The sequence below is a fragment of the Streptomyces sp. NBC_01210 genome, assembly GCF_036010325.1.
Taxonomy (GTDB): domain Bacteria; phylum Actinomycetota; class Actinomycetes; order Streptomycetales; family Streptomycetaceae; genus Streptomyces.
Genome location: NZ_CP108549.1, coordinates 5,030,993 through 5,053,047, shown reverse-complemented (window position 1 = coordinate 5,053,047; position 22,055 = coordinate 5,030,993). Strand labels below are relative to the sequence as shown.

Annotated in this window: 21 protein-coding genes; 1 reads left to right on the top strand and 20 read right to left on the bottom strand. The window is 71.1% G+C overall.

Annotation, left to right across the window (positions count from 1 at the left end; all coding sequences use genetic code 11):
- Nucleotides 1–68 precede the first annotated feature (68 nt).
- The 12 genes from OG735_RS22940 to OG735_RS22880 form a co-directional block, all read right to left on the bottom strand.
- Nucleotides 69–1,271 carry a cytochrome P450 gene (locus OG735_RS22940; RefSeq protein WP_327325049.1) on the bottom strand — a complete coding sequence of 401 codons (1,203 nt, stop codon included), beginning with the start codon at nt 1,269–1,271 and terminating at the stop codon, nt 69–71.
- Nucleotides 1,272–1,432: 161 nt separating this feature from the next.
- Entirely contained in the window at nt 1,433–2,092 is a 660-nt protein-coding gene (locus tag OG735_RS22935) for a response regulator transcription factor (protein ID WP_327325048.1), read from the bottom strand.
- Nucleotides 2,089–3,447 carry a sensor histidine kinase gene (locus tag OG735_RS22930; protein ID WP_327325047.1) on the bottom strand — a complete coding sequence of 453 codons (1,359 nt, stop codon included), beginning with the start codon at nt 3,445–3,447 and terminating at the stop codon, nt 2,089–2,091. The genes OG735_RS22935 and OG735_RS22930 overlap by 4 nt, the downstream gene beginning before the upstream one ends.
- A gap of 252 nt (nt 3,448–3,699) precedes the next feature.
- Nucleotides 3,700–4,368, bottom strand: coding sequence for a response regulator transcription factor (locus OG735_RS22920; protein ID WP_327325046.1), 669 nt, complete (start codon nt 4,366–4,368; stop codon nt 3,700–3,702).
- 10 nt (nt 4,369–4,378) lie between these two features.
- On the bottom strand, nt 4,379–5,656 hold the full coding sequence (locus tag OG735_RS22915) for a sensor histidine kinase (protein ID WP_327325045.1): 1,278 nt from the start codon (nt 5,654–5,656) through the stop codon (nt 4,379–4,381).
- A 10-nt stretch (nt 5,657–5,666) separates the two neighbouring features.
- Nucleotides 5,667–6,845, bottom strand: a complete 1,179-nt coding sequence (locus tag OG735_RS22910; RefSeq protein WP_327325044.1) for an acyltransferase family protein — start codon at nt 6,843–6,845, stop codon at nt 5,667–5,669.
- On the bottom strand, nt 6,838–7,785 hold the full coding sequence (locus OG735_RS22905) for an alpha/beta hydrolase (protein ID WP_327325043.1): 948 nt from the start codon (nt 7,783–7,785) through the stop codon (nt 6,838–6,840). Before OG735_RS22905 ends, OG735_RS22910 begins: the two co-directional genes overlap by 8 nt.
- Before the next feature lie 139 nt (nt 7,786–7,924).
- Nucleotides 7,925–8,794: an alpha/beta hydrolase gene (locus OG735_RS22900; protein ID WP_327325042.1), complete on the bottom strand. Its 870-nt coding sequence runs from the start codon at nt 8,792–8,794 to the stop codon at nt 7,925–7,927.
- An 86-nt stretch (nt 8,795–8,880) separates the two neighbouring features.
- Nucleotides 8,881–10,107, bottom strand: a complete 1,227-nt coding sequence (gene kynU / locus OG735_RS22895) for a kynureninase (protein ID WP_327325041.1) — start codon at nt 10,105–10,107, stop codon at nt 8,881–8,883.
- Nucleotides 10,100–10,921: a tryptophan 2,3-dioxygenase family protein gene (locus tag OG735_RS22890; RefSeq protein ID WP_327325040.1), complete on the bottom strand. Its 822-nt coding sequence runs from the start codon at nt 10,919–10,921 to the stop codon at nt 10,100–10,102. Before OG735_RS22890 ends, kynU begins: the two co-directional genes overlap by 8 nt.
- Nucleotides 10,922–11,021: 100 nt before the next feature.
- A complete protein-coding gene (locus OG735_RS22885; protein ID WP_327325039.1) occupies nt 11,022–11,975 on the bottom strand; it encodes a DUF3152 domain-containing protein in 954 nt (317 codons plus the stop codon).
- Between the two features lie 112 nt (nt 11,976–12,087).
- Nucleotides 12,088–12,501, bottom strand: a complete 414-nt coding sequence (locus OG735_RS22880; RefSeq protein ID WP_327325038.1) for a DUF3151 domain-containing protein — start codon at nt 12,499–12,501, stop codon at nt 12,088–12,090.
- A 78-nt stretch (nt 12,502–12,579) separates the two neighbouring features.
- Here OG735_RS22880 and OG735_RS22875 point away from each other — a divergent pair, with 78 nt between their 5' ends.
- Entirely contained in the window at nt 12,580–13,392 is an 813-nt protein-coding gene (locus tag OG735_RS22875; RefSeq protein ID WP_327325037.1) for a hypothetical protein, read from the top strand.
- Here OG735_RS22875 and OG735_RS22870 read toward each other — a convergent pair.
- The 8 genes from OG735_RS22870 to OG735_RS22835 all read right to left on the bottom strand — a co-directional run bounded on the left by OG735_RS22870 (nt 13,364) and on the right by OG735_RS22835 (nt 22,005).
- Nucleotides 13,364–14,851: an MFS transporter gene (locus OG735_RS22870; protein ID WP_327325036.1), complete on the bottom strand. Its 1,488-nt coding sequence runs from the start codon at nt 14,849–14,851 to the stop codon at nt 13,364–13,366. The two genes, OG735_RS22875 and OG735_RS22870, sit on opposite strands and share 29 nt — an antisense overlap.
- A gap of 123 nt (nt 14,852–14,974) precedes the next feature.
- Nucleotides 14,975–16,135, bottom strand: a complete 1,161-nt coding sequence (locus OG735_RS22865; protein WP_327325035.1) for a MalY/PatB family protein — start codon at nt 16,133–16,135, stop codon at nt 14,975–14,977.
- A 110-nt stretch (nt 16,136–16,245) separates the two neighbouring features.
- Complete coding sequence (gene fbaA, locus OG735_RS22860) at nt 16,246–17,277, bottom strand: class II fructose-bisphosphate aldolase (protein WP_327325034.1); 1,032 nt, start codon at nt 17,275–17,277, stop codon at nt 16,246–16,248.
- A gap of 223 nt (nt 17,278–17,500) precedes the next feature.
- Nucleotides 17,501–18,040 carry an orotate phosphoribosyltransferase gene (pyrE, locus tag OG735_RS22855; RefSeq protein ID WP_327325033.1) on the bottom strand — a complete coding sequence of 180 codons (540 nt, stop codon included), beginning with the start codon at nt 18,038–18,040 and terminating at the stop codon, nt 17,501–17,503.
- 10 nt (nt 18,041–18,050) lie between these two features.
- The gene (locus OG735_RS22850) at nt 18,051–18,848 is read right to left on the bottom strand and encodes an aldose epimerase family protein (RefSeq protein ID WP_327325032.1); all 798 of its coding nucleotides are present in this window, start codon (nt 18,846–18,848) and stop codon (nt 18,051–18,053) included.
- Nucleotides 18,849–18,874: 26 nt separating this feature from the next.
- On the bottom strand, nt 18,875–19,768 hold the full coding sequence (locus OG735_RS22845) for an SRPBCC domain-containing protein (RefSeq protein ID WP_327325031.1): 894 nt from the start codon (nt 19,766–19,768) through the stop codon (nt 18,875–18,877).
- 68 nt (nt 19,769–19,836) lie between these two features.
- Nucleotides 19,837–21,432 carry a polyamine aminopropyltransferase gene (locus OG735_RS22840; RefSeq protein WP_327325030.1) on the bottom strand — a complete coding sequence of 532 codons (1,596 nt, stop codon included), beginning with the start codon at nt 21,430–21,432 and terminating at the stop codon, nt 19,837–19,839.
- Between the two features lie 54 nt (nt 21,433–21,486).
- Nucleotides 21,487–22,005, bottom strand: coding sequence for a DUF2617 family protein (locus tag OG735_RS22835; protein ID WP_327325029.1), 519 nt, complete (start codon nt 22,003–22,005; stop codon nt 21,487–21,489).
- Between the last annotated feature and the right edge of the window lie 50 nt (nt 22,006–22,055).

The window sequence follows — 22,055 nt, the reverse complement described above, 5'->3', positions numbered from 1 at the left end:
AACGCACGGCGCCCGGACCTGTGGTGGAGTCCGGGCGCCGTACGTTCCCCGGGCCGGCCGCGCGGGCATCAGAGTTCGACCAGCAGCTCCTTGACGCCGCGGATGACATAGCCCGGCTTCCACTCCGGCTCGGCGGCGAGCCGCATCGTCGGGGCCTCGCGGAGCAACTCGCCGAAGGACGCGGCCAGTTCGATACGGGCGAGCGGCGCGCCGAGGCAGTAGTGGATGCCACCGCCGAAGCTGACATGAGGGTTGTCGGCGCGGGCGAGGTCCAGGGTGTCCGGGTGGCCGAACCTCGCGGGATCGCGGTTGGCCGAGCCGAAGAGCAGGGCGAGTTCGGAGCCGCGCGGGACGACCGTCCCGTCGATCTCGATGTCGTCGAGGACCCACCGCTCGAACAGCTGGAGCGGAGTGTCGTAGCGCATCAGCTCCTCCACAGCTGTGGACAGGAATGTGTGGTCGGCGCGGAGAGCGGCGAGCTGCCCGGGGTGGCGGAAGAGCGTCCACCAGCCGTTGGCGGTGGTGCTGACCGTCGCCTCGTGGCCTGCGTTCAGCAGCAGCACACAGGTGGAGATCATCTCCTGCTCGCTGAGCCGGTCGCCCTCCTCGTAGGCGGCAATGAGCGCGGAGATCAGGTCGGCGCCGGGCGAGCTGCGCCGCTCGTTGATCAACTCCCTTAGATACGCGCTGAATTCGAGCGATGCCGTGACGGCGCGGCGGGCGGTCTCCTCGGCCGGATTCAGCTCGTACATCCCGCAGATGTCGGCCGACCAGGGCCGCAGCAGCGCGCGGTCGGCGGCCGGAATGCCGAGCATCTCCGCGATGACGGCGACGGGCAGCGGCTCGGCGACCTCGGCGAGCAGATCACCTCCGCCGGCGTCCGTGATCCCCGCGACGAGCTCGGCCGCGAGCCTGCGCACGGTGGGCACGAGCGCCTCGACGGTGCGCGGTGTGAAGGCCTTGGAGACCAGCCGCCGGATCCGGGTGTGGTCGGGCGCCTCGAGATCGAGCATCCCGCTGTCGTTGAGCGTGTGGAACGGCTCGTGCGCGGCCGGAGGTGCCGTACGGCCGAACTCCTCGTGCGTGAAGCGGTGCAGATAGGTCCGCCCGAGCCGCCGGTCGCGCAGCAGCGCGGAGACGTCGGCATGGTGCGGGACGAGCCACTGGCGGGTGGGCTCGTAGTAGTGCACCCGGCCGCGGGAGCGGAGCTCGGCGTAGGCGGGGTAGGGGTCGGCGACGAATGCGGGTGACCAGGGGTCGAAGGCGGCCATGCGCCGACGCTACCGGTCGCCTCCCGTACCCGGGGCTCCACCCCGGACCCCGCGCCTCGACGCCGACGAGGCTCCTGTCGGGGCTCCGCCCCGAGCCCCGCTCCTCGAACGCCGGAAGGGCTGGGATGTCCGGGAAACCCAGCCCGTCCGACGAGGCTTGATCAGCCCGGGGTCACCAGGCGTGCCTCGTAGGCGAACACCGCCGCCTGCGTACGGTCCCGCAGCCCCAGCTTCACCAGCACCCGGCTCACATGCGTTTTGATCGTGGACTCCGCCACCACCAGATGCGAGGCGATCTCCGCGTTCGACAGACCCTGCGCGATCAGCACCAGGACCTCCGTCTCGCGCTCCGTCAGATCGCCGACCTGCGCCAGCGCCGGCGGCCGCGGGTTCTGCGAGAGCTTCGAGAACTCCGTGATCAGGCGGCGCGTCACCGTCGGGGCCAGCAGGGCCTCGCCGGCCGCCACCACCCGTACGCCGTCGGCCAGTTGGCGGGCCGACGCGTCCTTCAGCAGGAAGCCGGACGCCCCCGCGCGCAGCGCCTGGTACACGTACTCGTCGAGGTCGAAGGTCGTCAGCACCAGCACCTTGGACTCGCTGTGCGCCGCGACGATCTCGCGGGTCGCCTCGATACCGTTCAGCTCCGGCATACGGATGTCCATCAGCACGACGTCGGGCGCGAGCTCGGCGACCTTGGTGACCGCCTCGCGGCCGTTCACCGCCTCGCCGATGACCTCGATGTCGGGCATCGCGTTCAGCAGGACCGAGAAACCCTCGCGGACCATCATCTGGTCGTCGACGATGAGGACGCGGATCGTCATGAGGTCTCCTCGGAGGCGGTCTCGATCACAGCGACGGGAATGAAGGCGGTCACCTCGTAGCCGCCCTCCTCCGTGGGCTCCGCGGTCATCTCGCCGTTCAGCATCGTCACACGCTCCCGCATGCCCGTGATGCCGTGGCCGGCCCCCGGCGAGGGCTTGACCAGGCTCTGTGCGGCGGTGTTGGCGATCCGCAGACCAAGGCCACCGAGGACGTAGGAGATCTCGACCTTCGCCGTCGAACCCGGCGCGTGGCGCAGCGCGTTGCTGAGCGCCTCCTGGACGATCCGGTACGCCGACAGCTCGACGCCCTGCGGCAGAGCGCGGACCGCGCCCGTAATCGTCTTCTGCACGTCCAGACCCGCCTCGCGGACATTGGCGAGCAGGTTCTCGATATCGGCGAGCACCGGCTGCGGCGCGTCGGGGGCCTGGTAGTCCTCCGCCCGTACGACACCGAGGACTCGGCGCAGTTCGGTCAGCGCGGCCACCGCGTTCTCGCGGATGGTGGCGAAGGCCTTTTCCAGCTCGGGCGGCGGATTCTCCACGCGGTACGGCGCGGCCTCCGCCTGGATCGCGACCACCGACATGTGGTGGGCGACGACATCGTGCAGCTCGCGGGCGATGGTGGTGCGCTCCTCCAGCAGCGTGCGCTTGTCGCGCTCGACGGCTGTCACGGTCTGCTGCGCCGCGACCTCCTGCCGCGCCTCGCGGCGGACGTGCAGCACGGTCACCACCAGCAGCGCGAGGGCGGCGACGAAGAGCATCTGGGGAGTGTCGGAGCCGCCGTACCGACCGCTGAGACCGACCTCGGCGAAGAAGCCGTATGCCGCCGTCAGCGCCCACATCCAGCCTGCGGCCCGCGGGCGGGTCCGCATCGCGACCACCGTCATCACCGTCAGATGCGAGAGGAAGCCGCCGGGCGTCCACGGCCAGCCGTCCCAGTAGCCAGCGAGGACGGCGACCACGGGGGTGCTGAGCAGCGAGAGCCACCAGGCGCCGACCGGCCTGACCAAGGTCATCAGCACTGCGGCCGCCGGGATGAACCCCGTCAGTACAAACTCCGCCCCGGCCCCCCCGCTGTCACCGGAGACGTACGCCATGGAGAGCACGAACATCGCCAGGACGACCACGGCGGCGTGCGGGGTCCAGGCGGCGGCGTCGCGTATCCGGCCGGGGAGACGGCGGGTGAGCGGCCCGTCCGTTCGCATCGGGTGCAGCGGGCGGTAGGCGAGAGCGTCATGGAACAGGTCCTGGCGGAGGCCGCTCAGCGCGCCCAAGGCCAGGCGGTACTCGGGGCTGCGGGTCTTCTCGGTCACGTACAGAACGGTAAGCGGAAGGACGGACGCGGTCGTCAGCATCGCTACGGATCCTGCCGCGTCCGTCCTGAGTACTACCTGCTCACCGCGTGCGACGAGGACCGGAGGATGTCGGCGTGATCGGCCGCCCAAGCGGCGAAGCTTCGCGCCGGGCGGCCCATGACCCTCTGCCTGTGACCACATACGCCCGGTCGCGGTGGCCGGTCCCGGTGAGAGCGACTGCCGCGACGGCGCCGATGTCGCCCTCGTGGGCCATGGCGCTGAGCCGGCCGGCGAACGGTGCCTCAAGAGGACTCAGTAACCGGTGGGGCGTACCAGACCCGTCTCGTACGCGAAGACCGCCGCCTGCGTACGGTCCCGCAGCCCCAGCTTCAGCAGGATCCGGCTCACATGCGTCTTCGTCGTCTGCTCCGCCACCACCAGCCGCTGGGCGATCTCCGCGTTCGACAGACCCTGAGCGATCAGCGCGAGCACCTCGGTCTCACGCTCCGTCAGACCTCCGACGCGCTCCTTGAGCGGGGCCCGCGGTGCGCCGAGGGTCCGGGAGAACTCCAGAATCAGCCGTTTGGTGATGTTCGGCGAGAGCAGCGCGTCGCCCGCCGCCACCACCCTTACGGCTTCGGCCAGTTGAGCGGCCGAGGCGTCCTTCAGCAGAAAGCCGGACGCACCCGCGCGCAGCGCCTCGTAGACGTACTCGTCGAGGTCGAAGGTGGTGAGTACGAGGACCTTGACGGTTGCGTCCGGGGCCTGGGTGATCCGGCGGGTGGCCTCGATGCCGCCGAGTTCGGGCATCCGTATGTCCATCAGAACGACATCGGGGTCGAGCTCGGCGACCTTGGCGACGGCGTCGAGGCCGTCCACGGCCTGGCCGACCACCTCGATACCGGGCTCGGCGTTGAGCAGCACCGTGAAGCCTTGCCGGACCATCGCCTGGTCGTCGGCGACCATCACGCGGATCGTCATGCTCTGTCCTTCATAGGGTCCCGTTCAACGGGAGCGTGGCGGTCACTTCGTACCCACCGTCGGCCGTAGGGCCGGTCGTCACTTCGCCGCCCAGCATCGTGGAGCGCTCGCGCATGCCGAGCAGACCGTGGCCGGCGCCCGGGGATGCCGGGACCGGCCCGGCCGGCGCGGTGTTGGTGACCTTGACCGTCAGCCCGGCCGGGTCGTACGCGATCCGCACCCGCACCATCGAGCCCGGCGCGTGCCGCATCGCATTGCTGAGCGCTTCCTGGACTATGCGGAAGGCCGACAGTTCGATGCCCGGCGACAGCGGGCGCGTACCGTCGTCGACCTCGGTGGTGACGGTCAGGCCCGCGCTGCGGACGTTGTCGACGAGGGCGCCGAGCCGCGCCAGCGTGGGCTGCGGGGTCTGCGACTCGTCGTTCGGCTCGGGGTTCTCGGACCGCAGTACGCCGAGCACCCGGCGCAGTTCGGTCAGCGCGTCGACGGCGTTCTCGCGGATGCCCGCGAGGTTCTCCTTCAGCTCATCGGACGGATCCTCGACCAGGTGCGGCGCGACCTGCGCCTGGATGGAGATCACCGACATATGGTGGGCGACCACGTCGTGCAGCTCGCGTGCGATACGGCTCCGCTCCTCCAGCAGCGTGCGCCTGGCGCGTTCCTCCGCGGTCAGCACCTCCTGCTCAACCAGCCTGGTGCGGGCCTCGCGGCGGCCGCGCAGCGATCCGCCCACGATCACGACGACGGTGAAAACGAGCGCCGCCACCGGGGCCGTCGTGTCGTGGGGGCGGTCGCCGATCCCCTCGAGGACCAGGCCCGTCAGACAGCTGAGCAGCAGCGCCTCGACCACAACCCGGGGGCGTACGCGCAGTGACAGCAGGAGCAGGACGCCGGCGTGCGCGAGGATCCCGGTCACGGGCCACGGCCACGGATCGTCCGGCCTCGGCTCGCCGACCGCGACGACGAGAGTGGGGACCAGGGACAGCCACCAGGCGGGCACCGGACGGAACATCGCGAGGATGAGCGCGCCCGACTGGAACGCCGCGAGCAGCAACCCGTACTGCGCGCCGGGGCCGGAGCGGTGTTCCAGCTCATCGCTGTTGGCGAGGAAGAGGGGAATCGACAGCCACACCACCATGACGTGCGGCAACCAGGCCAGCCATCGCACCTTGGTGATGCGCGGCAGCGGGTCGGCGGCGAGGGTGCACAGGTCCTCACGGAGGGTGCGCGGAAACGACCGCAGGCTCTTGGCCGCCGGGGCCAGGCGCGCCTTGTCGTCGTTGTCCACGGCGTCAACCCTAAACACGGCCCATCTCCCGTTCCCGGGCGGGCTCGTGGGTCCGTACGACCCGGCTTCCTTTCCGGGGCCGTCGCTGTTCGTATGTACGGAACGCGGCCCAGCACACCAGCAGCGCGGCCGCGAACACCGGCAGCCAGGCGATCCGGGCGAGCACCCAGCCGGGGCCATCGGGCACGGTGTGCAGGCCGGGCAGCGCCGTGCCCGCGAGCAGGCCGGTCGCGGTGACCGCCATCATCGCGGTCTGGTGCCACAGGAAGACCGTCATCGCGGAGAGGTTGACCAGCGCCACCGCCGCCCATGCCACGGGCCTTCGAAGCACCCGGCGCAGCGGGCCGAGCAGCAGCAACGCCGCCCCGCACTGGGCGAGACCGAAGGTCACGGCGGCCAGAGTGGGCGGGTTGAGATTGGAGATCTCGGCACCGGGCACCCCGACCATGGACGCCGGGTACCCGGCGAACACGACCAGCCCGACGGTGGCGGCAACGCCGACGGTGAGCAGTACCCAGCCGCTGGTACGGGAGCGGAACTCACCGCGTGCCCACGCCGCGCCCAGGCAGTACGGGACCAGCCAGCCCGCCGCCACATTGATCGAGCCCAGCCAGGCAGGCCCGCCCAGGCCGAAGCGGAACAGGTCGATGTGCAGGACGACGGCGAGCGGCCACAGCGGATGCAGCCTCGCGACCAGCGGCGTCGCCGCCGTGAGCGCCGCGAAGACCAGCAGGAACCAGAGAGGTGAGAGGACAAGGTTGAGAAGGGTGGTCACGGTGTCCAGGCCGGTACCGGAGGCGAGCATGCACACGGCCGCCACGGTCCACAGCATCAGTACGGCGGCGACCGGCCGGAAGAGACGGGACATTCGGACACCGAGCCACTGCCCGTAGGTCGTGCCGTTGGCGCGGGCCGAGGCGTAGCTCGACGTACCCACCTGCCCGCCGACCAGGAAGAACACGGCGAGGGTCTGGAACATCCAGGAGATCGGGGCGAGTTGGGACAGATGCTCCAGCGGACTCGCGCCGCGCAGTGCGCCGCCGTCGATGACGAGGGCGGAGACGAGCCAGTGCCCGAGGACGACACCGAGGATGGCGAGGGCGCGCAGCGCGTCGAGGGCGCGATCGCGGTCGGGAGGGGTGGCCGCGTCGATACGGCGTGCCAGGTCACGCAGCCGTGAGTCATGCATGAGTGACCTCCGTTGCGCGGCCGAGGGCGATCCGGGCGAGGTTCTTCAGGGATACGGAGCCGGGCTTCAGGTAGTCGCTGTGCCCGCCGTCACCGGCGGCGAAGGTGCGGGCGCCGAAGCCGTCCGACACGGGGTCGGCGCCGAGCCCGAGGGTGGTGCCGAGGATGTCGAGCCGGACGTGCGGGACGTCGGCGATCCAGTCGTCGGAGCCGCGTCCGGCCCAGACCGTGGCGGAGGTGTGGAGGTCGGCGACGTTGTCGGCACCGGCGCCGGGGCTGCCGTAGAGGGCGATGTCGGCGACGTCGAGGGAGGGAGCGGCGCGTCCGCAGACGACGGAACCGTACGAATGGCAGAGCAGCGACACTCGCGAGCCCGGCTTGGCCCCTTTCAACTCCCCTACAAATTCTTGCAGTTGCGCGGCGGCATCGTCCGCCCTCCCTTCGGTCAGGACCTCGGGGCTGACGGTTCCCGGCGTCGCGTAGCCGAGCCAGGCGACGACTGCGGCGCGGCCGCCGAGCTCGTCGTGAAGGGCGACAGCGCCGGCCCGGAAACGCTCGTACGTATCGAGGTTGGTGTCCGAGCCCGGCACCAGCACGGCGATCCGCTCGGCACGCGCCAGATCGCCGAAGACCTCGGCAGTGCGGCCGCCGTCCCGCCCGTCGAAGGAGAGGAAATGCCGCGCGGGGTCCGCCATGACGCGCAGCCGGGCGGCCCGCCCCTGATCGCCATGGTCGGCGGCCGTCTCCGCGGCCGCGCGGATGTCGGCGCGGCCGGCCGCGAACCTGTCGCCGAGGAGGGGGAGTTCGGCGGCGGTGAGCGGCGCGAGGGTGGCCGGTGCGGGCGCGGGGACGGCGGCGGGCCGCGCCGCCGCCGACACCGGCACGGTCACCGCGGCGGTGACGAGCGCGGCGAGCAAGGTACGACGCAGGCGGGACGCCATGGCTTTCCTTCCGTTCCGAGTGCTGAATGCTTTCTCTCGGAACAGAAGTTATGAATCCTGGCGTGTGGTCGGCGTCCCGCTGGGGAACGCACCTGTGACGTAGCTCTGAGGTATGACGAGTACGGGCAGGGCCCCGTGGCTACCAGGCCAGCTGAGCGATCTCCTCCGCGACGACGGCGCACGCATCCGCTGCCGGGTCGATCAGCGGGAAGTGCCCGACGTCCTCGAGGAGCGTCAGCCCGACGGTCTCACCGGCCTTCGCGGCGGCGTCGACATAGGCCTCCGAGACGGCGTACGGCACGACGATGTCGGTACGGCCCTGTACGACGGTGGTGGCGATGCCGGTGGGCAGGAGTGCGGCCGGGTCCGCGTACGCACTGCGCGCATCGAACTCCGCCTCGCTGCCCAGGAGTTGTGTCACCGCCCCGCCGCACACACCGAGCTCGACGGCTTTCGCGAAGTCCGCGACCGGCGCGAGCGCGACGACGCCGCGCAGCGCGGGCGGCCCGGCCGGCCGCCACGGCGAGCCGGCCGGCAGCACATGCCGGGCGGCGGCCCACAGCGCGAGATGCCCGCCGGCGGAGTGCCCGGTGACGACGGTGCGCCGGGCGTCGGCCTGCGGCAGGACGTCCTTCACCAGGCCGGGCAGCGCGTCCATCGCGGCGGCGACATCGTCAAAGGTCTCCGGCCACCGCCCGGCGACGGGCTCGCTCCCCCGCTGCTGCGGAATCTCGCTGCCGCGCCGGTACTCGACATTGGCGACGGCGAACCCGCGCCGGGCCAGAAAGTCCGCGAAGGGAGTGACGTGCTGCCGGTCGTACGGCGCCCGCCAGGCCCCGCCGTGCAGCAGGACGACGAGCGGCACGCCGACAAGCCCGCCACGGGGTGCGTAGAAATCCACGACCTGGTCGGGGTGCTCGCCGTACGCGGCGGAGGCATCCGGCGCGACGACGGGATGCGAGAACAAGGAGTCGCTCTCGGCGGCGTCACGGGCGGCGGGGTCCGGCATTGCTGCTCCAACCTTCCGACAGGGCGGCGGAATTGACCTGACCAGCGGGGACGGTACCAGCCCCCGCTGATCAGATCGTCACAGCGTCAGGCGGCCGGTATCCCGGCCAGTACCTCCGCCAGTACCTCCGCCAGTACCGACGCCGCCCGTTCCGCGTCTGCGAAGCCCACGTACAGCGGTGTGAACCCGAAGCGCAGCACATCCGGGCGGCGCAGATCGCCCACCACGCCCCGTGCGATCAGCTTCTCCATCACCGCGGGCGCCTGCTCGCAGCGCAGCGCGATCTGGCTGCCGCGCGACGCGTGCTCCAGCGGGGTCAGGGAAGTGACGCGGCCCTGGGGGACGTACAACTCGACGCACTCCAGGAAAAAGTCCGTCAGCGCCAGGCTCTTCGCCCGCACGGAGTCGATCGATACGCCGTCCCACACATCCAGCGCCGCCTCCAGCGCCAGCATGGACAGGATGTCGGGTGTCCCGACCCGGCCCCGTACCGCGCCCGGTGCCGCCTCGTAGGCGGACGTCATCGCGAACGGGTCCGTGTGCGAGTTCCAGCCCGGCAGCGGGGAGTCGAAGGCTGCCTGATGGCGTTCGGCGACGTACAGATACGCCGGTGACCCCGGGCCGCCGTTCAGATACTTGTAGGTGCAGCCGACCGCCAGGTCCACGCCGTGGGCGTCCAGACCGACCGGCAGCGCGCCCGCGCTGTGGCACAGGTCCCAGACCGCCAGCGCGCCCGCCTCGTGGATCGCCGCCGTCAGGGACGGCAGGTCGTGGAGGCGGCCGGTGCGGAAGTCGACGTGGTTGACCAGCGCCACCGCCGTGTTCGGGCCGAGCGCCGCCGGGAGGTCCGCAGGCGCGACCGGGACCAGCCGCTTGCCCGTCATCCTGGCCGCCGACTCGGCGATATAGCCGTCCGTCGGGAACGTCGTCGCGTCGACCAGGATGTCCGTACGGGAGGGATCGCCGGTGCGCTCGCAGAGCCGTATCGCGCCCACGACCGCCTTGAAGACGTTGACACTTGTGGAGTCGCCGACGACCACCTGCCCCGGCCCCGCGCCCACCAGCGGCGCGATCCGGTCGCCGATCCGCTCCGGCGCCGTCCACCAGCCGCTCTCGTCCCACGAGCGGATCCGCAGTTCGCCCCACTGCCGGGTCACCACATCGGCGACCCGCGCCGGCACATGGGCAGGCAGCGCGCCCAGCGAGTTGCCGTCCAGGTACACGGTCTCGTCGAGCGCGAACAGCTTGCGCGCACCGGCCAGTTCATCTGCGGCGTCCAGCGCCGCGGCCTTCCCGGCCAGTGACTCAGACATGGCTGCGCGCCGTCCACAGCTCGGGGAAGACGTTCTTGCGGGCGCGCTTCTCCAGCCAGGCCACGCCCGCCGAACCACCCGTGCCCGACTTCGAGCCCATGGCCCGCCGGGTCGCCACCAGATGGTCGTTGCGCCAGCGCCACACCAGCTCGCCGACATCGGTCAGCGCCTCGCCCAGCCGCACCAGCTCGGTGTCCTGGTCCGCACCGCCGTACACCGCGGCCCAGACCTCCTCGATCTCCGCCGACGGCTCATACCTCTGCGAGAGGTCCCGGTCGAGGACAGCGGACGGAACCGCCATCCCGCGCCGCGCGAGCAGCCGCAGCACCTCGTCGTACAGGCTCGGCTCCTGCAGCGCCTTCTCCAGCTCCGCGTGCACCCGCGGCGCGCCCCGGTGCGGCACCAGCATCGACGCCGACTTCTCGCCGAGGAGGAATTCGAGCCGCCGGTACATCGCCGACTGGAAGCCGGAGCCTTCGCCCAGAGCACTGCGGTACGAGTTGAACTGAGCGGGGGTGAGGTGCGCGAGCGGCTCCCAGGAGGCGTTGAGCGACTCCAGCTCGTACGTGCTGCGCTTCAGCGCGGCGAGAGCGACGGGGAGATTGTCCTCCCGCAGCGCGCCGGCCGCCGTCTCCCACTCGTGGACGATGACGGTGAACCACAGCTCCATCACCTGGGTGGTGACCAGGAAGACCATCTCTCCGGGATCGTCCGAGAGCGGATGCTGCAGGTGGGTGAGAACGTCCGCCTGGACATAGTCCTCGTACGGAGTCGTGCCCGCGAAATCCAGATTCGGGGCCGCGTCATGTGACATCGCTGTCTCCTCGACGTGTCCGGGTAGCGGTCCGCCCCTTCCTGTTGGCTCGGGAGCCCCGGTCCCCACCGGCATCATAAGCCGGTGGTCATTTTGCGGGTCAGAGCGTCGGGCCTGTGATGTACGTCCCGTTCTCGTCGTACGGCCAGGCATTGGAACGGCACCCGTCCAGCCCCTTGATCTGCTGCATCATCACCGGCGCGGGCTTTCCCGGGCCCGCGCAGCCCAGGTGTTTGCGGATGCCGATCTCGTGCCCGATCTCATGGTTGATGATCAGATGCCGGTACTCGGCGGGCGACCCCGCGAACGTCGGCGAGCCCAGCATCCAGCGGCGCAGATTCACCACGACACCGTCGGCGGTCTCGCAGTTCAGCTCGCCGTGGGTGTCGAAGCCCTGCTCGAGACAGAGCCTGTCCGCGGTGGCCGGGGTGGCGATCCTGATCACGAAGTCGGCGTCCGAGGTGACCAGCTGGAAGGAGCCCCTGCCGTGGGCTGCCCAGCCGCGCGGATGGGCGAGGATCTGCTGAATCTCGGCGGCGGCCTCCTTCGAGGAGATGTCGACGCCGTCCTCGACCTGTACGCGGTAGCGGCGCAGCGGGCCCGAGCCGGCCGCGCTGCCGGAGGCCTGTGCGGTGGTGAAGGTGCCCTTGCCGGAGGCGGGGACCTCGGCGGGCGGCTTCTTCTGCCGCGTCGGAGGCTCGGCGTCCGGCGGACGGTGTCGCGAGGGCGTCGAGGGGGTGGTGCGCGGCTCGAGATCGACGGCCTCCGGGGCCTCGGACGGCGTTACGTCCGGCCGGACGGTGTCATCGGCCGCCTGGGCTGTGGGCTCCGCGGTGCCGCGCCAGTGGGCGAGGGCCGCGCCGCCGCCGAGGAAGAGGGCGACGAGGGCCGCGCCGAGCAGGAGTATGCGCGCGAGCGGGGGGCGGGCCGCCTGCTTTCGGCGGCTGCGGCTACTGCTGCGTCTTCGGTTCTGGTTCTGGTTCTGGTTCTGGTTCTGGTTCTGGTTCTGGTTCTGGTTCTGGTTCTGGCTGCGACTGCCCAACAGAACGTCCACCACCTCAATCGCCGGTGCGTGCGAATTGTCAGTGCGGACGATCGTTAGCGGCCGAAGGCCCGCGCCCCCCATCTGTACAGACGGGGGATACGGGCCTTCGGTTCATTTTCCATCAGCTCAGCGTGTCGGCCGCCGTCTGCGAGGAGTCCCGCAGGAACGTCGAGCAGCGCTCGTACTCCGCCTGCTCGCCGATCGACTGCGCGGCGCGGGCCAGCGCGTGCAGCGCCCGCAGGAAGCCGCGGTTCGGCTCGTGCTCCCACGGCACCGGGCCGTGGCCCTTCCAACCACTGCGCCGCAGCGAGTCGAGGCCGCGGTGGTAGCCGGTGCGCGCGTAGGCGTACGACTCGACGATGCGGCCGTTCTCGAACGCGTCGTCGGCGAGCTGTGCCCAGGCCAGCGACGAGGTCGGGTACTTGGCGGCAACGTCGGCGGGAGCCGCCCCGGTCGCGAGGAGCTCGCGCGGCTCGGGGTCGTCGGGCAGGTGGGTCGGGGCAGGTCCCCCGAGCAGGTTTTCATGGATGGACATGGGCTCCAGTGTCACAGGTCGGTGGGGAATCCGTGGAAGCGGTGCGGGTGCTCTACGACGGGGGCGACCATCGTTGTCATGGGCAGGGTCACGGGCGGGTGGAAGGCCATGGCACTGGGGGCGGTCGTCGTCCTGGGCCTGGTGACGGGGTGCGGTGAACCGGGCGGCCAGGGCTGGCACGACGAGGCCTGGCGCCCGCCGTCGGCCCCACCTTCGCTGTCTCCGTCCTCGACGTCCTCGACGTCCTCGACGTCGCCCGCGCCCGCGACGCCCTCGCCGTCGGTGTCCGCGAAGCCCCCCGGCAGCGCTTCAGCGGGCTCACCGGCACCGGGTCCGACCACGACCGCCGGTGCGGGCACGGGCGGCACGGCCACGGGTGATTCCGGCGGTTCAGGCGGCTCGGCCGGTTCCAGCGACGGCGGCGGTGGCGACGGCGGTACGAGCGGGAGCGGCGGGGCCGGCGAACCCGAGCCGCCCACCGCGCCCCCACCCCCCTCCCAGCAGGCCCCGGCCGGCGGGACGGACGGTTTCCCGTACGACGGCGATCTCTGCGGCGGCGACCACGGCCCGTACATCCAGGTCCACAGCGGCTCCGGCACGGGGCGGACCGGCCGGCTCGTCATCCGCGAGGGGCACTTCACCTGCCACGGCAAGGACAGGGCGACCTGGACCGCCACCGGCGGGACGGCACGCGCGTTCCCGCTGAACGAGAACGCGCACATCACCGTCACCACGCCGTTCGCACCCGCCGGGCAGCGCAAGGCGATCACCGCGAGCGAGTTCCTCACCAGGATCAATGCGTACCGGAAGAAGCAGACCCTGGTCTTCCACTACCAGACCGACCCCGAGCTCATCTGGATCCTCAACCAGATCGACCCGGCTCAGTACTGACCACGGCGGTCGGCTCCAGCGGCGGCGACGACAGCCCGCAGTTCATCCTGCACTCGGGCCGGGCCCGCGCCGCCTCCGGCAGCGGCTTCCGCACCGTCGACCAGGCGATCAGCGAGCCCACGACCAGCACCCCCGCACACATCGGCATCGCCCGCTGGAACGTCGCGTCGAACTCCGCCGCCGAGCGGTACGCCTCCGGGCCCATCCCGGCCAGCAGCGGCAGCGCGGCCACAGCGAGCAGACCGGCCGCGCGGGCCGCCGCATTGTTGATGCCGCTCGCGAGCCCCGCCCGCGCGGTCTCCACGGAGGCCAGGACGGTCGCGGTCAGCGGCGCGACCAGGGTCACCATGCCCATGCCCATCACCAGCATCGCGGGCAGCACATCACGTACGTACGAGGCGTTCTCGCCGACGCGCAGCATCAGCATCATGCCCGTCGCGCAGAGCAGCGGGCCGACGGTGAGCGGGATACGCGGGCCGATCCGCTCCCCCAGCTCCCCGGATTTCGCCGAAAGCAGCAGCATCAGCACGGTGGTGGGCAGCAGTGCCGTACCGGCGCCGAGTGCTGAATAGCCCGCCACCACCTGGAGTTGCAGGGCGGTCAGGAAGAAGAACCCGCTGAAGGCGGCGTACACACACAACGTGACCAGATTGGCCGCGGTGAACTGCCGGTTCGCGAAGATCGACAGTGGCAGCATCGGAAGGGGCCGACGCCGCTCGACGAGGACGAAGGCCACCCCGACCACCACACCCGCGAGGCCTGCCCACACCGACGGCGCGATGAGCGCGTACGTCACCAGCGCCAGCGCCGCGGCTCCGAGCACCGCACCCAGCGCATCGAAGCGGCCGTGGGCCTGTGGATCGCGCGACTCCGGCACGTGCTTCAGCGCCACCGGCACACACAGCGCAGCCAGCGGCACATTGATCAGGAACACCCAGCGCCAGCCGGGCCCGTCGACCAGCCAGCCGCCGAGGAACGGACCGACCGCCGCGCCGACACCGCCGAGCCCCGACCACAGCCCCACCGCGCGGGCCCGGTCGTCCGGGTGGAAGCTCGCCTGGATCAGGGACAGCGACCCCGGCGTGAGCAGCGCCGCGCCGACGCCCTGCAGCGCGCGGGCGCCCACCAGCACAAGGTCATTGGGCGCGAGCCCGCAGAGCAGCGAGCCAAGCGCAAACCACACCACGCCGAGCACAAAGATCTTCCGCCGCCCGAAGCGGTCGCCGAGCGCCCCGCCGAGCAGGATCAGCCCGGCCAGGGTGAGCATGTAGGCGTTGACGGTCCACTGGAGGATCGCCATATCGGCGTTGAGATCCTCCCCGATGCGGGGCAGTGCGACATTGACGACGGTCGAGTCCAGCAGGGCCATGCTGGAGCCGAGCACCGTCGTCAGAATCACCCAGCGGCCGGTGGCCGTGGACAGCCTGATGCCACCCGGAGTCTTCTCACCCGGGCTCATCCCTGCCGAGCTCTTCCGCCCTGAGCTCTTCCGCCCCGGGCTCTTCCGCCCCGAGTTCCTCTCCTCCGGACTTGTCTCCCCCGGCCTGTTGTCCATACCCGGATCATCCCCGGGCCGGGCGGCTCAGGCCAGCCGGTGGAGGGCACGGATCAGAGCGTCCACGCCCTGCTCCGCCTTGGCACGGGGGCACCCGACGTTGAACCGTACGAAGCCGTCGGAGCCGTACGTCGTGCCCGGCATGATCGCGACCTTCTCGCGCTCGATCAGCTCCCGCTGCAGCGCCGCGTCGTCGACGCCGAGCGGCCGCAGATCGATCCAGGCCAGATAGCCCGCCTGCGGCGGCTGCCAGCGAAGTTCCGGGAACGCGGAGTTGAGCCGCTCGGCGACGAGGCGCAGATTCCCCGCCACATAGGCGTTGAGCCGGTCCAGCCACGGCCCACCGTCCCGGTACGCGGCGATGTGCGCGGTCAGCGACAGTACGGCGGGCGAGGCGAGCCCCTCGCCCGTCTGCATCCGGCGCAGAAACGCCGCATGGTCGTCCGCGTCGCCGATGATCCCGTACGAACCACTGAGTGCCGGGAAGTTGAAGGCCTTGGTGGCGGAGGTGATCAGCGCCCAGCGACCTGCCCCGAACCGCGTCCACGGCAGATGGCGCCGCCCGTCGGGCACAAAGTCGGTGTGTACGAAGTCGGCATGGATCTCGTCGCTGATGACCGCGACGTCGTACGCCGCCGCAAGCCGCGCGAACTCCGTCAGCTCGGCCTCCGTCCACACCCTGCCGGTCGGATTGTGGGGCGAGCAGAGCACCAGCACCTTGCTGTCCGGGCGGGCGAGCTGTCGCTCCAGGGCCGCCGTGTCGCCGGCCGGTGCCCCGCGCAGCTCCCGCCCGAGGCCCGATATCGCCTTGAGGAAGCCGTCGTACGTCGGGGTGTGGACGACCACGCCGTCGCCCGGCCCGGTCCACATCTGCAGCAGCTGCGAGAGCTGGTTGAGCACGGACGGCCCGTACACGATCCGGTCGGTGTCGATGTCCGTGCCGTAGCGGCCGGCGAACCAGTCACGTATCGCGGACAGGAAGTCCTCGTGGCGCCAGTCGGTGTAGCCGAAGACCCCGTGCGCGATACGCCGCTGAAGGGCGTCGAGCACCTCGGGCGGGGACGCGAAGTCCATGTCGGAGATGGTGAAGGGCAGCAGCCCGTCCACGCCGAACCGGTCCGCGACGCCGTCCCACTGCACGGACCAGGTGCCGCGCCGGTCGACGGGAGTGTCGAAGTCATAGCTCACGGTGAGTCCTCCCACATGCCGCGGGCCCGGCACCCCGGGAAGGGGTGCCGGGCCCGGCGTACGGATGACGCTTGTTCGGGCTGCCGGCCTGGGCCGGCTGCCCCAGCCGCTTACTTGAGCTTGGTGCCCGCCGAGCGCAGCGCGGCACAGGCCTCGCCGACACGCTTGGCCATACCGGCCTCGGCCGCCTTGCCCCAGGTGCGCGGGTCGTAGGTCTTCTTGGAGCCGACCTCGCCGTCGACCTTCAGCACACCGTCGTAGTTCTTGAACATGTGGTCCGCGACGGGGCGGGTGAAGGCGTACTGGGTGTCGGTGTCGAGGTTCATCTTCACGACGCCGTTCTCCAGCGCGGTGGCGATCTCCTCGACCGTCGAGCCGGATCCACCGTGGAAGACGAAGTCGAACGGCTGGCTTCCGGCCTTCAGGCCGTGCTTCTCGCTGACACCCTGCTGCAGGTCCTTCAGCAGCTCGGGGCGCAGGACGACGTTGCCCGGCTTGTAGACGCCGTGGACGTTGCCGAAGGAGGCGGCCAGCAGGTAGCGGCCCTTCTCGCTCAGGCCGAGCGCCTCGGCGGTGCGCAGCGCGTCGTCGACCGTGGTGTACAGCTCGTCGTTGATCTCGTGGGTGACGCCGTCCTCCTCGCCGCCGGTCGGGGTGATCTCGACCTCGAGGATGATCTTGGCGGCGGCGGCCTGCGCGAGCAGCTCCTGGGCGATGGCCAGGTTGTCGGCGAGGGTCTCGGCCGAGCCGTCCCACATGTGGGACTGGAACAGCGGGTTCTGGCCGGCCTTGACGCGCTCGGCGGAGATCTCGAGCAGCGGACGGACATAGCCGTCCAGCTTGTCCTTCGGGCAGTGGTCGGTGTGCAGCGCGACGTTGATGTCGTACTTGGCGGCGACGATGTGCGCGAACTCGGCGAGCGCGACCGCGCCGGTGACCATGTCCTTCTTGTACTGGCCGCCCAGGAACTCGGCCCCACCGGTGGAGATCTGGACGATGCCGTCGCTCTCGGCCTCCGCGAAGCCGCGAAGCGCAGCGTGCAGGGTCTGGGACGAGGTCACATTGATAGCCGGGTAGGCGAACTTGCCTGCCTTCGCCCGGTCGAGCATCTCGTTGTAGACCTCGGGAGTCGCGATGGGCATGTGTCCGCTCCTTGTGATGTGCGGGTATGTGGTGCTTGGCCCTGACCTGGGGGCGACGTCATCGTCGGCGCCCATCTTTCCAGACTCTGCGCGCGGCTCCACCCCGCGTGGGTCGCCGACCTGCGCGAGGGGCGTGCTGTTTCACGTGAAACGGCACGCCCCTCGACGTCATCGCAGGTCAGAGCGCGTCTCGGGACCTAGGTCACGAGTCGGCGAAGGAGGGTCAGGCGAGCCCGAGCTCATCGAGCGAGTACGCATTGACATACGGCAGCCCCGCCTCGGCGATGGCCGGAGCCGCGCCCCGCTCCACGATCACGGCGACCGCGACAACCTCGCCGCCGGCCTCCCGTACCGCCTCGACGGCGGTCAGCGGGGAGCCGCCGGTGGTCGAGACGTCCTCGACGACCAGACAGCGGCGGCCCTTGACGTCGGTGCCCTCGATCCGGCGCTGCATGCCGTGTGCCTTGCCCGTCTTGCGTACGACATAGGCGTCGAGCCGCTGCCCGCGCGCCGCCGAGGCGTGCAGCATCGACGTCGCCACCGGGTCGGCGCCCAGCGTCAGACCGCCCACGCAGTCGTAGTCCAGCTCGGCGGTCGCATCGAGCATCACCTGGCCGACCAGCGGCGCGGCCTCGCCGTCCAGCGTGATCCGGCGCAGGTCGATGTACCAGTCGGCCTCAAGACCCGAGGAGAGGGTCACCTTGCCGTGCACCACGGCCTTGTCCTTGATCTGCTGGAGCAGCTCAGCACGTACGTCAGTCATGCCCATGAGCTTAAAGGCGGCGCCAGGCCCAGGTGGTCGCGATCTCCAGCGGCTCGATCGGGGTGACCAGCTGCGGGTGGGTGTTGAGACCGTTCGGCGGGCCCGACTGCGGCTCCACACAGATGGCTTCGCCCTCCTCGTCGTAGACGACGACCCACTGGGCGCGACTGGTGACCGTGAGCTCCAGCTGCTCCGGCCAGGTGAGCTTGACCGAGACACCGTCGGGCATCCCGAAGCAGTCGTCCCACGGGCCGGGCAGCGGGGCGACGCGCCGGCCGGTGGGCAGATGGTCGGGGCCACGCTCCTCCTGCCACTCGGGCGTGAAGTCGATCCGTGCGTCCTCACCGGTGCCGAGGTTGCGCAGGAACCACGGGTGCCAGCCGGCCTGGGCCGGGAAGGAGTTCTCGTACGTCTCGACGCCCATGGTGAGGATCAGCGAGTCCTCGGCCAGTTCGAAGGCCTGAGTGACGCGTCCGCCGTACGGCCAGGGGTCGGCGAGGTCATAGGTGAAGGCCGCCTCGCTCTTGCTCGCGCGGGCGGTGTGCCAGGCAGTGTCGCGGCCCGTGCCGTGGATGGCGTGCGGCGGTGAGTTGAGCGGCAGGTGATGCCGTACGTCTCCGTTGCTGAACCGGCCGTTCCCGACGCGGCCGCACCAGGGGACCATCGGGAAGGAGCCGTACCGCTCGCCCTGTCGCAGCACCTCGGTGCCGCCGATGCGCAGGCTCGCGATGCGGCAGCCGTTCTGCGGATGCACGGTCAACTCGACGTCTCCGGCGGCCAGCCGGATGTTTTCTTCGCTGCTACTCACACGACGACAGTACTGGCGACCGGCGACTACTTGCGGCGGCGCAGCACCCGTCCGACGACGACCGCGGAGGCGAGCGCGAGGGCCGCGGCGGGCGCGAGCCAGCGCAGGGTCGCGCCGGCGGTGCCCGCGTCGGGGGCGGGCGTAGGGGCGTAGCGGCCGCGCGGCGGGGCGTGGTCGACCTCTTCGGCGCTGCGCCCGATCATGGTGCGGCGGGCGTGTGCGGCCTCGGCGGGCGGCTCGGCGGGGACGGCGGGGAGCTCCTGCAGCTCCGGTGCTTCGGATGCGTCGGGCACCTCCGGCACATCTGGCACGTCCGGTACGGCAGGCAGGTCCGGTGCGCCGGGCACGTCCGGCACATCCGTTGCGTCGAACTGCTCCTCGGCGACCGGGTCGAGCGACGGCGGCGGCACGGGCGCATCGAACACGGACGGCTTCGCGGCGTCCGCAGGGGCCTCGCCGCCGTCGACCGGCTGTTCCAGCTCTTCCGGTGTCGGCTCCGCGGTCAGGGCGAGCCGGTCGGCGAACCGGTCCAGCAGCCGGTGCGCGGCCGATGCCGTCGTCGAGTCGGCCAGCTCCGCCAGCCTGCCCTCCGCGCCGGCCGTCCCGGTGAAGCAGAGCCTCGTACCGCCGTCGGTGGGTTCCGGACGGATCGTCAGGGTCACCTTGGCCGAGCCCGTGCCGCGCGCCTCCACGCCCTCGCCCTCGACAGCAAAGATGTCGCCCTGCTCGACAATGCGCAGGGTGCCCCGGTAGGTGATTGTGTGCCCGCCGATCCGGATCTTCAGACGCCCGGAGAGCGGGCCGGCCGACTCCTCCGCGGCCTGTTGGAGCCCGGGGACGCAGCGGGCGACCCGCGCGGGGTCCCGCAGCGCCTGTCGGAGGGTCTCTGCCGGAAGCGGAACGAACACCTCATGCTCCATGGGAGCCGAGCCTACCCAGGCAGGACCGCTACGTCAGCGTTTCGGTCCGTGTACTGCGCAGTCCGTACTCAGTCCGTGTACCGCGGGTGCACCAACGTCGACGGCGGCAGGTCCGGCAGCCTGGTCCGCTCGGCGGCGCGCACCCCCGCCGCGAGCGCGGACGGGCCCAGTGCCCGCAGCCGCGGTACTTCGGCGTCGAGTCCGAGCCGCGGGACCCGGCCCACGACGGCGAGCAGGAACCCCCAGTCACGCGACGCGGCGGCAGCGCCCGTCACACGGTCCGGTCCTGCGGCGAATCCCGGGAGCCGGCCGGTAGCGCTGTACGGCCGGGTGCCGAACCCGGCCGCGCGCAGCGTCGCGTCGACCGTCCAGAAGGTGTGCGGACGGGAGGCCGGCGGCCCCGCATGCACGACCAGCCGCCCGCCGTCCGCGAGGACCCGTGCGGCGAGCCCGTAGAACTCCTGGGAGTACAGCTTGGTGCTGGGAGTGATGCCGGGGTCGGGGAGGTCCGAGATCACCACGTCGTACGTCCCCTGGGGCGCACGCAGCCAGGAGAAGGCGTCCGCCGGGACGACCCGCACCCGCGGATCCTGGTAGGCGTGGGCATTCAGCGTGGCGAGCGCCGGGTCCGTGCGCGCCAGCCGGACGACGCCCGGGTCCAGTTCGACGACGGTCACGGACCGGACATCCGGATACCGCAGCGCCTCGCGCGCCGCCAGCCCGTCGCCGCCGCCCAGGATCAGTACGCGTGCGTGCGGCCCGCGCATCGCCGGGTGGACCAGCGCCTCGTGGTACCGGTACTCGTCGCGCCCGCTGACACGCAGCCGACCGTCCAGGAAGAGATCCGGCGGCCCCGACCGGCCGCCCGTGAGCACGACTTCCTGTACGTCGGTGTGGACGGCGACCCGCACCTGGTGCCCGTAGACCGCGCTGCGCGCAGCCCGCTCGAAGTCGTCGACCAGGACCGCCGCGGCCGCCAGCACCGCGAGCACCGCCACATTGGCGGCGAGCAGCCACCAGCGCGAACGGGTCGTCAGATCGCGGCGGAAGAGCCACAGCACCAGCAGCCCGCCCGCCACCGCGTTGACGGCTCCCGTCAGCAGCGCGCCCATGAGCTGACCCAGCCACGGCAGCAGCAGAAACGGGAAGGCGAGTCCACCGACGAGGGCGCCCACATAGTCGGCGGCGAACAGATCGGCCACCGTGCCCTCCGCGTCGCGCCGGGAGATGCGCTGGATCAGGGACATCAGCAGCGGGATCTCGGCGCCGATCAGCACGCCGATGGCCAGGGAGAACACGACCAGCACGAACCGGGACTCGCCGATCCAGGCGAAGGAGGCGTACAGCACCATGGCCGAGCAGCCGCCGATCAGGGCCAGCGCGGCCTCCAGCAGACCGAAGCCGACTGCGGCCCGGCAGCGCAGCCGCTTGGCGAGCAGCGAGCCGACGCCCATCGCGAAGACCATCACCGAGAGGACGACGGATGCCTGGGTGACGGAGTCGCCGATCAAGTACGAGGCGAGGGCGACCAGTTCGAGTTCGTACACCAGCCCGCAGGCGGCGCAGACGAAGACCGCGACCAGCACCAGATACCGGCCGGCGGCCGGGCGGACGGGCAGCCGCAGCACGCTCTCGGGCGGTGAGGTCGGCCGCTGGTCGATCATGTTTGTAACGCTACGTCACTGCACACCTTCACTCTGTCACCCACAAGGGTGCGACTACAGCAGGGCCGGCATACGGGCACCGACACGCGTTCGGGTGACAACGAGGCGCCCCTCCTGCGGATAGGCGTGCCAGGTGCGCCACCGCACCTGGTCGTCGAACCGCTGTGCCAGCATCGCGGTGAACGCGTGCGGCGAGCCGGGAAAGGTGCCGGCCAGTCCGTTCGGGTGGTCGGCGACCAGCGCGAGCAGCTCCTGCGCGCGCCCCGCGAACGACCCTTTCGTGAGCGTTTCGACATGGGCCGCGAACTCGTACTCCCAGTCGCCGAGCCGCTTGGCCACGCCGAGCGGCAGCGGAGTGCTGCTGCCGCGCATGCAGGCGACGGTCTCGGAGCAGTTGCCCCGCTCCTCCTCCAGCAGCACTTGATGGGAGGCGCCCAGCAGTCTCAACTGCAGTTTCGCACCGGACAGTTCGAGATCGAGTACGGCCAGGGCAGGGAGCGGCTCCCGGCCCAACGCCCAGGCGAGGTCGTCGGCACTGGTATCGGAATAGGCGGTCTTGAGGGTCGTGAGCATGGGTCGGCTCCGCAAACACGCTTCGGCAGGTGGACACGTGGACCGGGGGC

Coding starts and splice junctions, on each gene's coding strand:
- OG735_RS22910 (WP_327325044.1), bottom strand. CDS start 6,845: ATGCATGACTCACGGCTGCGTGACCTGGCACGCCGTATCGACGCGGCC.
- OG735_RS22875 (WP_327325037.1), top strand. CDS start 12,580: ATGGGCAGGGTCACGGGCGGGTGGAAGGCCATGGCACTGGGGGCGGTC.
- OG735_RS22900 (WP_327325042.1), bottom strand. CDS start 8,794: ATGCCGGACCCCGCCGCCCGTGACGCCGCCGAGAGCGACTCCTTGTTC.
- fbaA (WP_327325034.1), bottom strand. CDS start 17,277: ATGCCCATCGCGACTCCCGAGGTCTACAACGAGATGCTCGACCGGGCG.
- OG735_RS22840 (WP_327325030.1), bottom strand. CDS start 21,432: ATGATCGACCAGCGGCCGACCTCACCGCCCGAGAGCGTGCTGCGGCTG.
- OG735_RS22930 (WP_327325047.1), bottom strand. CDS start 3,447: ATGCTGACGACCGCGTCCGTCCTTCCGCTTACCGTTCTGTACGTGACC.
- OG735_RS22940 (WP_327325049.1), bottom strand. CDS start 1,271: ATGGCCGCCTTCGACCCCTGGTCACCCGCATTCGTCGCCGACCCCTAC.
- OG735_RS22845 (WP_327325031.1), bottom strand. CDS start 19,768: ATGGAGCATGAGGTGTTCGTTCCGCTTCCGGCAGAGACCCTCCGACAG.
- OG735_RS22935 (WP_327325048.1), bottom strand. CDS start 2,092: ATGACGATCCGCGTCCTCATCGTCGACGACCAGATGATGGTCCGCGAG.
- OG735_RS22920 (WP_327325046.1), bottom strand. CDS start 4,368: ATGACGATCCGCGTGATGGTCGCCGACGACCAGGCGATGGTCCGGCAA.
- OG735_RS22835 (WP_327325029.1), bottom strand. CDS start 22,005: ATGCTCACGACCCTCAAGACCGCCTATTCCGATACCAGTGCCGACGAC.
- OG735_RS22870 (WP_327325036.1), bottom strand. CDS start 14,851: ATGAGCCCGGGTGAGAAGACTCCGGGTGGCATCAGGCTGTCCACGGCC.
- pyrE (WP_327325033.1), bottom strand. CDS start 18,040: ATGACTGACGTACGTGCTGAGCTGCTCCAGCAGATCAAGGACAAGGCC.
- OG735_RS22905 (WP_327325043.1), bottom strand. CDS start 7,785: ATGGCGTCCCGCCTGCGTCGTACCTTGCTCGCCGCGCTCGTCACCGCC.
- OG735_RS22890 (WP_327325040.1), bottom strand. CDS start 10,921: ATGTCACATGACGCGGCCCCGAATCTGGATTTCGCGGGCACGACTCCG.
- kynU (WP_327325041.1), bottom strand. CDS start 10,107: ATGTCTGAGTCACTGGCCGGGAAGGCCGCGGCGCTGGACGCCGCAGAT.
- OG735_RS22880 (WP_327325038.1), bottom strand. CDS start 12,501: ATGTCCATCCATGAAAACCTGCTCGGGGGACCTGCCCCGACCCACCTG.